General features: G+C 69.6%; 8 protein-coding genes. 4 read left to right on the forward strand and 4 right to left on the reverse strand.

Going from position 1 to position 11,892, the window contains the following annotated elements; translation table 11 throughout:
* Position 1: 1 nt before the first annotated feature.
* Together IG98_RS0133735 and IG98_RS0133740 are read right to left on the reverse strand one after the other, a co-directional pair.
* The gene (locus IG98_RS0133735) at positions 2–2,227 is read right to left on the reverse strand and encodes a heavy metal translocating P-type ATPase (RefSeq protein WP_030921690.1); all 2,226 of its coding nucleotides are present in this window, start codon (positions 2,225–2,227) and stop codon (positions 2–4) included.
* A 347-nt stretch (positions 2,228–2,574) separates the two neighbouring features.
* A complete protein-coding gene (locus IG98_RS0133740; RefSeq protein WP_281178563.1) occupies positions 2,575–5,133 on the reverse strand; it encodes a GcvT family protein in 2,559 nt (852 codons plus the stop codon).
* Positions 5,134–5,238: 105 nt separating this feature from the next.
* On the opposite strand from IG98_RS0133740, the gene IG98_RS45620 reads away from it, so the two are divergent.
* A complete protein-coding gene (locus IG98_RS45620) occupies positions 5,239–6,177 on the forward strand; it encodes a choline kinase family protein (protein WP_169750228.1) in 939 nt (312 codons plus the stop codon).
* Positions 6,178–6,186: 9 nt separating this feature from the next.
* Entirely contained in the window at positions 6,187–7,728 is a 1,542-nt protein-coding gene (locus tag IG98_RS0133750) for an amino acid permease (RefSeq protein WP_030921699.1), read from the forward strand.
* Between the two features lie 90 nt (positions 7,729–7,818).
* Here IG98_RS0133750 and lipB read toward each other — a convergent pair whose 3' ends face one another.
* Positions 7,819–8,457 (reverse strand): lipoyl(octanoyl) transferase LipB, encoded by a 639-nt coding sequence (gene lipB / locus IG98_RS0133755; protein WP_030921702.1) that lies wholly within the window; start codon positions 8,455–8,457, stop codon positions 7,819–7,821.
* A 15-nt stretch (positions 8,458–8,472) separates the two neighbouring features.
* The gene (locus IG98_RS0133760; protein ID WP_030921705.1) at positions 8,473–8,658 is read right to left on the reverse strand and encodes a PspC domain-containing protein; all 186 of its coding nucleotides are present in this window, start codon (positions 8,656–8,658) and stop codon (positions 8,473–8,475) included.
* Between the two features lie 216 nt (positions 8,659–8,874).
* Between IG98_RS0133760 and IG98_RS0133765 the strand changes: the two genes are divergently transcribed.
* Both IG98_RS0133765 and IG98_RS0133770 read left to right on the forward strand, forming a co-directional pair.
* Entirely contained in the window at positions 8,875–10,431 is a 1,557-nt protein-coding gene (locus IG98_RS0133765; protein ID WP_030921708.1) for a M28 family peptidase, read from the forward strand.
* 99 nt (positions 10,432–10,530) lie between these two features.
* On the forward strand, positions 10,531–11,784 hold the full coding sequence (locus tag IG98_RS0133770; protein WP_245651831.1) for a M28 family metallopeptidase: 1,254 nt from the start codon (positions 10,531–10,533) through the stop codon (positions 11,782–11,784).
* Positions 11,785–11,892: the final 108 nt, after the last annotated feature.

Here is an 11,892-nt window from a genome sequence, read left to right on the forward strand (position 1 = left end):
GTCACCTGAAGCGGCGCAGCCGGAGGCTGTTACTGACCACGAAGACCGAGGAGAGCGCCATCGCGCCTCCGGCGATCATCGGGGTGAGCAGCCCGGACGCGGCCAGCGGGATGGCGGCCACGTTGTAGGCGAAGGCCCAGAACAGGTTGCCCTTGATGGTGCGCAGCGTGCGGCGGGACAGCCGGATCGCGTCCGCGGCCACCCGCAGGTCGCCGCGGACCAGGGTGAGGTCGGAGGCCTCGATCGCGACGTCGGTGCCGGTGCCCATCGCCATGCCGAGGTCGGCCTGGGCGAGCGCGGCGGCGTCGTTGACCCCGTCGCCGATCATGGCCACGGTACGGCCCTCGGTCTGGAGACGCTTGACGACCTCCACCTTGTCCGCGGGCAGCACTTCGGCGATGACGTCGTCGATGCCCGCGGCCTCGGCGACCGTACGGGCCACCGTCTCGTTGTCGCCGGTCAGCAGGATCGGGTGCAGGCCGAGCGCGCGCAGCTCGGCGATCGCCTCGGCCGAGGTGGGCTTGATCACGTCGGCGACGGTGAGCACCGCGCGGGCCTCGCCGTCCCAGCCGACCGCGATGGCGGTCTCCCCGCGCGCCCATGCCCGGTCCAGCTCCTCCGAAAGGTCGGCCGGCAGGTGCTGCGACCATTCGGCGAGCAGTTGGGGGCGCCCGACGAGGACGGCGTGCCCGTCGACGACACCCTGGATGCCCAGGCCCTCGACGTTCGCGAAGTCCTCGACCTTGGCGGTGGAGTCCGCGGCGCGGGCGACGGCGCGGGCGATGGGGTGCTCGGAGGCCGCCTCCAGCGCCCCGGCCAGCCGGAGCACCTCGTCGCGATCCTGCCCCTCCGCGGTGAAGACGTCCTTGAGGGTCATCGTGCCCGACGTCACGGTGCCGGTCTTGTCCAGGACGATGGTGTCGATGCCGTGGGTCGACTCCAGCGCCTCGGGCCCCTTGATCAGGATGCCCAGCTGGGCGCCACGGCCGGTGCCGACCATCAGCGCGGTCGGCGTGGCGAGGCCCAGGGCGCAGGGGCAGGCGATGATGAGTACCGCCACGGCGGCGGTGAAGGCCGCCGCGGCGCCGGAACCGGTGCCGAGCCAGAAGCCCAGGGTGACCACGGACAGGGCGATCACGATCGGCACGAACACCGCGGAGATCCGGTCGGCCAGCCGCTGCACGGCGGCCTTGCCGTTCTGCGCGTCCTCCACCAGCCTGGCCATCTGGGCGAGCTGGGTGTCCGAGCCGATCCGGGTGGCCCTGACCACGAGCCGTCCCCCGGCGTTCACGGTGGCACCGACCACCGTGTCACCCGGCCGCACCTCGACGGGAACCGACTCACCGGTCAGCATGGAGGCGTCCACGGCGGAGGAACCCTCCTCGACCACGCCATCGGTCGCGATCTTCTCCCCCGGCCGTACCAGGAAGAGGTCTCCCATCTTGAGGCTGTCGACGGGAACGAGTTTCCCGGAGGCCAGCGTGACCTCCTTGGCGCCCATCGACAGCAGTGCGCGGAGCGCGGCACCGGCGCGGCGCTTGGAACGGGCCTCGAAGTAGCGGCCCGCGAGGATGAAGGTGATCACTCCGGCGGCGGCCTCGAAGTAGATGTTCCCCGAGCCGTCACCCCCGGAGAGGGTGAACTCGAAGCCGTGCCGCATGCCCGGCATCCCGGCCGTACCGAAGAACAGGGCCCACAGGGACCAGGCGAACGCGGCGATCGTGCCCATCGAGACCAGCGTGTCCATGGTCGCGGCGCCGTGCCGCAGGTTGGTCCAGGCCGCCCGGTGGAAGGGCCAGCCGCCGTAGACCACGACGGGTCCCGCCAGGGCCAGGGAGAGCCACTGCCAGTTGTCGAACTGCAGCGCCGGGATCATCGCCATCGCGACGACCGGCACCGACAGCACGATGGAGATGATCAGGCGCTGCCTGAGCGGCGTGAGCGTGTCCGGCTCGACCGGCTCCGCCGTCCCCTCGGGGGACGGCGCGGCGGGCAGCTCGGCGGTGTATCCGGCCTTCTCGACCTCCGCGACCAGGTCCTCGGGGGTGACGTCACCGGGGTAGGCGACCTTCGCCTTCTCGGTGGCGTAGTTGACGGTCGCGGTCACGCCGTCCAGCTTGTTGAGCTTGCGTTCGATGCGTGCCGCGCAGGAGGCGCAGGTCATGCCACCGATGGCGAGCTCGATCTCGCCGCCGGCGGACGGCCTGCCGGTGGTCATGGACGTCATGTCCTCTCCTTGTGCCTCGTCTGTCGTCGTGCCCGGCCGTGCGCCTTGTCGGGGCGCCTCATCGCGATCTGGGCGTCGGCCCGTTCGGGCGGTCGTCCCCGCCACGGGTGTGGGCGAACGTACTCTGCCCTCTCACCATGGCAACACATAACCCCCTCGGGGTATTTCACGGCTACTGTCCGTGCTCGTGGGAGCCGTGGTCGTCCCGGGGGGTGCATCTGGAACCATCTCCGGAGCCCAGGATCGCCGATGTGCAGGTCGGTGACGGGCTTTACCGGAAATCGGCGGTGGGCGGCCCTTCTCTCGGGTCAGGCGTATGGCGGGTCAGAGGTGATGATCAGTCCTGATCATCCGGAGGAACTCGGCGGCAGGCGACGGACACGTTCGGAGGACGGATCGTAGAGGGGTTCGGCGGCGACGGCGGCGCCCACCCAGGTGCCGGTCACGCCGACCTCGACGCGGTCGCCCGGGGCGGTGACCTCGGGCAGGTAGGCGTAGGCGATCGAGCGGTCGACGCGGTGGCCGTACCCGCCGCTGGTCACCCGCGAGGCGGGCAGGCCGCCGGAGCGGACCGGCTCGCCACCGAGGCAGACCTGACGCGGATCATCCAGGACCAGGCAGAACAGGCGCCGCGCGGGCACCGTGGCCGTTGGACTCGCGGCCGGCACAGCCGGTGTGCGACCGTCGTCGACGGGGCGGTGGGCGGCTTCCAGGGCGGCACGGCCGAGGAAGTCCTTGTCCCCGGCGACCGCGAAGCCCAGACCCGCCTCGTACGGGGTGGTCTCCGGGGTGATGTCCAGGCCCCAGACGCGGTAGCCCTTCTCCAGGCGCATCGAGTCGATCGCGCGGTACCCGGCCGGGCGCATGCCATACGGCGTTCCCGCCGCCACGAGCGTGTCCCAGAGCGTCAGGCCGTACTCCGAGGGGCAGTACAGCTCCCAGCCGAACTCGCCCACGAACGTCACCCGCTGGGCCAGCACCGGGACTCCTCCGACGCTGATCTCCCTGGCCCTCAGGTAGCCGAAGGTCAGGTCGTCGCCGGAGACGGAGCCGAGGATGTCGAGCGCTCGCGGGCCCCACAGGCAGTAGCAGGCATGGGCCGAGGTGACGTCGCGGACGTCGAGTCCCTGGCCACGGAGCCAGGCGGCGTCGTGGACGCCGAAGGCGGTGCCGGTGACCAACCGGAAGCGATCGTCGGCCAGGCGGGTGACGGTCAGGTCGGCCTCGACCCCACCGCGCGCGTTGAGGAGCTGGGTGTAGACGATCGAGCCCACCGGCCTGTCGAGCTGTCCGGCGCACGCCCGTTGCAGCCCTTCCAGTGCTCCTGCCCCCGCCACCTCCAGCTTGGCGAACGAGGTCTGGTCGAACAGGCCCGCGGCGTCGCGGGTGGCCAGGCACTCCTCGCGGACGGCCGGTGACCAGATCCGCCCTGCCCACCCGGCAGGGCGGAGGCCCCGGCCGTTCTCACGGGCGTCCCGGCCGTCCTTCCGGAGACCCCGGCCTTCCGAGCGGACATCCCCGTCGTCCAGGGGACGGTACCGGTCGGGCTCCGCCGCCGGGCGGGCGTTGGACTCGAACCAGTTCACCCGCTCCCAGCCGGCCTTCTCGCCGAACACCGCCCCGAGCTCCGCGTGCCGGACCCAGGCGGGAGAGCGGCGGAGCGGCCGGGCGGCGGTCCGCTCCTCGCCCGGGTAGACGATGTCGTAGTACTTCGAGTAGGAGTCCAGGGCCTTGGCGCGGCTCCACGCCGCGGAACGGGCGTGGAGCCCGAAGCGTCGCAGGTCCATGCCGAACACGTCGTACTCGGGTGAGCCGTCCACGATCCACTCGGCCATCACCTTGCCCACGCCGCCGGCCGCGGCCAGACCGTGGACGCAGAAGCCCGCCGCCGCCCACAACCCGCGGACCGAGGTCTCGCCGAGGAGGAACTCCCCGTCGGGGGTGAACGCCTCGGGGCCGTGGACGACCTTCGTGATCTCGGTACCGGCCAGGGCGGGGACCCGCCGTACCGCCGACTCCCACGATTCCTGAAATTTCGGCATATCGGGGGGAAAGACGGTCCGAGGCTCCTCAAGCGGGGCAGCCGTGGACCAGATTTCCGGATTGCGGATATATCCACCGACCAGAATGCCGCCATTCTCTTCCCGGAAATAGACAATGTTGTCCGGATCCCGCACCGTGGGCATGGAGGAAGGAACCCCGAAAGGCTCGGTGACCACATATTGGTGTTTGATCGGCACAACCGGGATGTCCACCCCGGCCAGCCGCCCGACCCGCCCGCTGGCCGCACCCGCCGCGACGACCACGGTCTCCGCCCGGACCGGCCACTCCTCGAAATCCTCGGCTCCCTCGGTGCCCGAAGCGAGCCGTACACCGGTGATCGCCCCGCCCGCCACGTCGAGCCCCACCGCGCGAGTCCCGGTGAGGATCCGCACGCCCAGCTTCCGCGCCCCGGCCGCCAGCGCCCTGGCCAGCGATGCCGGATCCAGCCAGCCGTCCCCGGGCAGCCAGAGCGCGGCCCGCACGTCGTCGGCGTACAGCAGCGGGGACATCTCCCTCGCCTCGGCGCCGGAGAGCATCTCAAGCCCCAGCCCGTAGGTCTCCCCGGCCCCGGCCAGGCGCAGGGACTCCTCCAGGCGCTCGGGCGTGGTCGCCAGACGGAGACCGCCGACCCCGTGCCACCCCGGGTCCAGGCCGGTGAGTTCGGCCAGCTCGGGATAGAGACCGGCCGAATACATAATCATCTTGGTCTGGGTGACCGTGGAGCGGAGCTGGCCCACGAATCCGGCCGAATGCCAGGTGGTCCCCTCGGTGAGTTCGTGACGTTCGACGAGTATCACCTCGGTCCAGCCAAGCCTTGCCAGATGATAGGCCACGCTGCACCCGGCCACCCCGCCACCGATCACGACGGCCCGTGCAGAGCTGGGAAGTTTCAAAGTCCGCAACCCCTCTGTAACACCTCGTCCGCAGAATCGGATCAATGGTCTGAAGGTAGGCCAAAGGAGAGCGGCATGCCAGATCCTCTAGAGGATGTCCGTAAATGGGCCGGACAGCCCGTGACCGAGACACCGATCAAGGGCGGGCTCAGCCATCGGATCGCCAGGCTCGACGCCGCCGACGGACAGCGCTGGCTGCTGCGGGTGCTCGATCCCCGGGTGTCGGCCGCCGGCCTGGGCATACCACTCGACGAGGAGATCGCCAACACCGTCCACGCGGCGGACGCGGGGGTCGGTCCCAGGGTGCTGCACCGGCTGCCCGGCGCGCTGGTGCTGGAGTATCTCGACGGCGTCACCCTGGACGCGCACACCGTACGGACGCTTCCCGGCCCCATCGCGGCGGCCTGCCGCCGGCTGCACGCCGGGCCCCGGTTCGTCAACGACTTCTCCATCTTCCGCAAGCTCGACGAGTTCCTCACCCTCTGCCGTACCCACGAACTGGGCACACCCGACGGCTACCAGGACCGTCTCGCCGCGGCGGCGGAGATCGAACGGGCGCTGGCCGCCGACCCGCTGCCCAAGGTGCCGTGCCACAACGACCTGCTGCCGGAGAACTTCATCCGCTGCGGCGCCGAGGTCAGGATCGTCGACTACCAGCTCTCCGGGAACAACGACCCCGCCTTCGAACTGGGCGACATCGCCGCCGAGGCGGACTACGACCCGGACCTGACCACCCGGCTGGCCCGCGCCTACTTCGGCACCGACGACCGGCGGCTCACCTCCAGGGTCCGGCTCAACCTGATCATGTCCAACCTGACCTGGACGCTCTGGTTCGCCGTGCACCACGGGCTGCTGAAGGAGCGGGCCGCCGCCGCCGACTTCGACTACGAGGCCGAGGCGGCCGACAAGTTCTCACAGGCCGTACGAGACCTGGACGACCCGGGGTTCGGCCGGCTCGTCGATGACGTCCGGGGCGCGAGCACCGGATTTCCACCCCCCGCACCACCACGCTAGGAGGCTTGCGTGACCAAGCCAACGTCGGTCGACGAGGACGCGAGACGGCTCGCCGAACTCGGTTACAAGCAGGAGCTCTCCAGAACCTGGAGCGGTTTCTCGAACTTCGCCATCTCCTTCTCGATCATCTCCATCCTGGCCGGCTGCTTCACCACGTTCGGCCAGGCCTGGAACAACGGCGGCCCCATCGCGATCTCATGGGGGTGGCCGCTGATCTCGATCTTCATCCTGATCATCGGGCTCTGCATGTCAGAGCTGGTGTCGGCCTACCCGACCGCCGGCGGCATCTACTGGTGGGCCGCGAAGATGGGCAGGCCCATCCACGGCTGGTTCACCGGCTGGTTCAACCTCATCGGCCTGATCGCCGTGACGGCCTCGGTCGACTACGGTTGCGCGACCTTCCTGAACATCACCCTCAACCGGTTCCTCCCCGGCTGGAATCCCACCCTGACCAACGCGTTCATCCTGTTCGCGATCGTCCTGGTGCTGCACGCACTGATCAACATCTTCAGCCACCGGCTGATCTCGCTGCTGCAGAACGTCTCGGTGTGGTGGCACGTGTTCGGCGCGGCGGTGATCGTGCTGATCCTGATCTTCGGTCCCGACTCGCACCAGTCGATGTCGTTCGTCTTCACCGAGACGATCAACAACTCCGGCTTCTCCGACTCGTCCTACTGGTTCTACGTGCTGCCCCTCGGATTCCTGCTGACCCAGTACACGATCACCGGGTTCGACGCGTGCGCGCACGTGTCCGAGGAGACCCAGGGCGCCTCCACCGCCGCCGCCAGGGGACTGTGGCAGTCGATCTTCTACTCGGCGATCGGCGGCTGGATCCTGCTGCTGGCCTTCCTGTTCGCGGCCACCGACGTGACCGCGGTCAACGAGGCGGGTGGCTTCGTGGGCGCCATCTTCGACAGCGCGCTCCCCGGCAACCTGGCCACGGCGATCTTCACGATCTCCACCATCGGCCAGTTCTTCTGCGGGATGAGCTGCGTGACCTCGATGTCCCGGATGACCTACGCGTTCTCCCGGGACGGCGCCGTCCCCGGCTGGCGCCTGTGGTCGAAGGTGGACGGCAACCGGACCCCGGTCAACGCGATCATCTTCGGCTGCGCGGCCGCGCTGGTCCTCACCCTGCCCGCGCTGTACGAGGCCCCCGGCGGGTTGCCGCTGGCCTTCTACGCGGTCGTCTCGGTGGCGGTCATCGGCCTCTACATCGCCTTCGCGATCCCGATCTGGCTCCGGCTGCGGATGGGCGACCGGTTCGAGCCGGGGCCCTGGACGCTGGGATCGAAGTACCGGGTCATGTGCTGGATCGCCATCGTCGAGATCGTCATCGTCTCGATCTACTTCATCATGCCGCTGGTCCCGGCGGCCGTACCGTTCAGCGACGACTTCACCTGGAGCGCGGTGAACTACGCGCCGATCGTGGTCGGCGTGATGGTGCTGGGCGTGGGCCTGTGGTGGGCGCTGTCGGCCAGGCACTGGTTCACCGGCCCGCGCCGCACGATCGACGAGCTCGACCCGGCCGGTAAGGAGCCGATCGGCTGACCGGGCTCCGGCCGGCCCGCTTCCCGAGACCCGCGCCGGTCACCGTCTGAGGATCGACCGGCGCGGATCCGGGTCACCCCGAAAAACCGGTCAGCTCGCCTCGAACGCCTCCGCCACCGCGGCCCGGACCCGCTCCATGGCCGCGGTGGCGGGGGCCTCCCGCCGCATCGAGGTCATGTCGACCTCGGGCATGCCGCAGGCCACCGCCCAGTCCCACGGGGTCAGGTCGCCGTCGACGTTGAGGGCGAACCCGTGGCTGGTGACGCCCCGGCTCTGCCGCATGCCGATCGAGACGATCTTGCGTCCCGTCTCGACGGTCCACACGCCGGTCAGCAACTCCGAGCCCGGCGGGGTGTCGCGGCGTTCGGCCGCGACTCCCAGCGCGCCGAGCGCCGCGACGAGCCTCAGCTCGACCTCCCGGACGTAGTCGACGATCCCCTCGTCCTCGCCGAGCTTGACGATCAGGTACCCGACCAGTTGGCCGGGGCCGTGGTAGGTGAGCTGGCCGCCGCGACCCGTGCTCACGACCGGGATGCCGTGAGCCGGATCCGGCAGGTGCTGCTCAAGGGTTCGCCTCCCCGCGGTGTACACCTGCGGGTGGCTGAGCAGCCAGAGCGTGTCGGGGCGCTCGTCGCGCTGCCGCTGACCGACCAGGTCGGTCATCCGCTCCATCGCCTTCTCGTAGTCGACCAGGTCGTCCTGGACCAGGGTCAGGGGGCGTTGCCTCATACCCCCAGCCTATTTTCAGTAGCGAGCCTCCGGCGCCTTGGGGATGAAGATCCACATGAGCACGTAGGCGACCCAGAGCGGTCCCGGGATGAGCGAGAGCAGCAGCCACAGCACCCGGACGAGGGTGGGCGGCAGGTTGAGACTGTCCGCGATCCCGCCGCAGACTCCGGCGATTATCTTGTGATTTCTCGAACGGTACACGGTGCCTCTCCCCGAATCGGTGTTCTTCGTCCAGTCAAACGAACAACCGGAACCGCCACGTTCCCGAGACGCCCCTGAGAAAACCCTGACAGGGTCGGGCTTGATAACTTTTCTTGCAACTCGGTGTCAGCACATCTAGGCGAACGCGATCGATAACGGTACGTTCCGCCATGTACGTAATAGGGAATCCCCCTCCGTTCCACCCCTAGGAGCGTTATGCGCCTGAGGTTACGACGCGGCATGGTCCAGACCGCCACCCTGGTCACGGCCATCGCCCTCCCCCTCGCCTTCACCGCACCGGCGAGCGCGACCATCGCGGCCCCCAGCGTCCCGGACGTCCTCGCCAACGCGTTCGCGACACAGATCAAGGGCGGCAACGTCAAGAAACACCTGGACAGGTTCCAGCAGATCGCGACCGCCAACGGCGGCAACCGGGCGGCGGGCACGTCCGGCTACGACGCCTCCCTGGCCTACGTACAGGACAAGCTCAACAAGGCCGGATACAAGACCTCCACGACCGACGTCGAGTTCCCGCTCGACTGGCAGGAGTTCAGCCCCGCCATCCTGCAGCAGACGGCTCCGGTGGCGAAGACCTACGCCAACCCCGCCGACTTCGTGACGGTGATCTCCTCCAGCGGAGGCGACGTCACCGCCCAGATCCAGGTCGTCGACGCGATCATTCCGACGCCGCCGAACCCGAACACCTCGACCGCGGGTTGCGAGACCGCTGACTTCGCCGGGTTCGTCCCCGGCCGGATCGCTCTGCTCCAGCGCGGCACCTGCCCGTTCGTCGACAAGGCCACCAACGCCAAGGCGGCCGGCGCGTCCGGTGTGATCTTCTTCAACGAGGGCCAGCCCGGCCGTACCGACCCGCTCCTCTTCGACATCGTCGAGTGGCGCTTCGGCTTCCCCATCGTGATGGCGAGCACGGCCGTCGGCCTGGACCTGGCCGCCAACCCGAACACCACGGTCCGCCTGAAGGTGGACGCCAAGACCACGGTCGGCCGTACCAAGAACCTGATCGCCGACTCCCGCTGGGGCAAGTCCGGCGAGATCGTGGCGGTCGGCGCGCACCTGGACAGCGTGCCCGAGGGCCCCGGCATCAACGACAACGGCTCGGGCAGCGCCGCCGTCCTGGAGACCGCGCTGAAGCTGGCCAAGGTGCCGACCAAGTACAAGCTCCGCTTCGCCTGGTGGGGCGCCGAGGAGCTGGGTCTGCTCGGCTCCGAGCAGTACGTCGAGGGCCTGTCCCAGGCCGAGCGTGACAAGATCAGGCTCTACCTGAACTTCGACATGATCGCCTCGCCGAACGGCGGCGCCTTCCTGTACGACGGTGACGACTCCGACGGCGAGGGCGCCCCGGCCGGTCCGGCGGGGTCGGCCGAGATCGAGAAGCGCCTGGAGAGGTTCTACGGCAAGCGTGGCCTGTCCTTCGAGGGCACCGACTTCACCGGCCGCTCCGACTACGGCGCGTTCATCGCCAACGACATCCCGGCCGGAGGCATCTTCAGCGGCGCCGAGGTCATCAAGACCGCCGAGCAGGCCGCCAAGTTCGGCGGGACCGCCGGTGTCGCCTACGACCCCTGCTACCACGCCGCCTGCGACGGCATCGACAACATCGACGCCACCGCGCTCGACCGCAACTCCAAGGCCATCGGCTACGCCACCGCGTTCTTCGCCTACGACCTGACGGGCATCCCCGACCGCAACGCCGCGACGCTCGCCAGGACCGCGGCACGGACCGCGACGGCTCCCGAGGGCGCGGCCCGCTAGCTACAAAATCCAGCAAAGCGCACCACCACGCTGTACGGCGCGCACCCACCACGGGTGCGCGCCGCTCGGGGGACCCCCACACCCTCAAACCCGAGGAGCATGATGCGCAGTCTGTGGACCATGGGCATGGCGGCGATCCTGGCCATCCCCCTGGCATTCACCGCACCATCGGCGTCGGCCGCCGTTCCACCGGACATCTCGCTGACCGCCGTGAAGGCACACCTCACCCAACTCCAGTCCATCGCCACCGCCAACGGCGGCAACCGCGCGCACGGCCGCCCCGGCTATCTGGCCTCGGCCAACTACGTCAAGGGCCTGCTGGACGGCGCGGGGTTCACCACCACCCTGCAGTCGTTCACCTACGGCGGCGCGACCGGCTACAACGTCGTCGCCGACTGGCCCGGAGGCGACCCGAACGACATCCTCATGGTCGGCGCCCACCTCGACAGCGTGACCGCGGGTCCCGGCATCAACGACAACGGCTCGGGCAGCGCGGCCATCCTGGAGACCGCCCTGGAGGTCTCCCGCCAGTCCCTGGCTCCCACCAAGCACCTGCGCTTCGCCTGGTGGGGCGCGGAAGAACTGGGTCTGCGCGGCTCGCAGGCCTACGTGAACAGCCTTTCGGCCACCGAGCGGGCCAAGGTCAAGGGCTACTACAACTTCGACATGGTCGGCTCGCCCAACGCCGGCTACTTCGTCTACGACGGCGACAACTCCGACGGCGTCGGCTCGGGCCCCGGCCCGGCGGGCTCGGCGCAGCTGGAGGCGACGCTCCAGGCGTACTTCACCTCGATCGGCGTGGCCACCCGGGGCACCGACTTCGACGGCCGCTCCGACTACGGTCCGTTCATCGCCGTCGGCATCCCGGCCGGAGGCACCTTCACCGGCGCCGAGGGCGTCAAGACCAGCGCCCAGGCCACCCTCTGGGGTGGTACGTCGGGCCAGGCGTTCGACCCCTGCTATCACCGGGCCTGCGACACCACGGCCAACATCAGCGACACCGCGCTGAACCGCAACGCCGACGCCATCGCCTACGCGGTGTGGACCACCGCCACCGCCACGCCGCCGACGATCGTCTGGCAGGACACCTTCGAGACCTCGACCGGCTGGACGACCAACCCCTCGGGCACCGACACCGCCACCTCGGGCCAGTGGGAGCGCGGCGTCCCGCAGGCCACCACCTCCAGCGGCGCCAAGCAGCTCGGCACCACGGTCAGCGCGCACGGTTCCAACTCCTCCACCGCCGACTTCCTGCGCGTGAAGGTCGTCGGCTCCACCACCACCCAGGTGTTCCAGCAGCTCGGCGCGGCCTCCAACCCCTGGTCGAGGCCGGCATCGACGACGTCAAGGTGACCCGCTAGTAGATCCAGGCCGAAACGGGTGAGGCTGGGCGGTCACAGACCCCGCCCAGCCTCACTGTTTGCGGCCGGTCGGCCGCCCCTTCAAATCAGCCCCGCACCA

The organism is Streptosporangium amethystogenes, from assembly GCF_000721075.1.
In the GTDB taxonomy this organism is placed as follows: Bacteria; Actinomycetota; Actinomycetes; order Streptosporangiales; family Streptosporangiaceae; genus Streptosporangium; species Streptosporangium amethystogenes.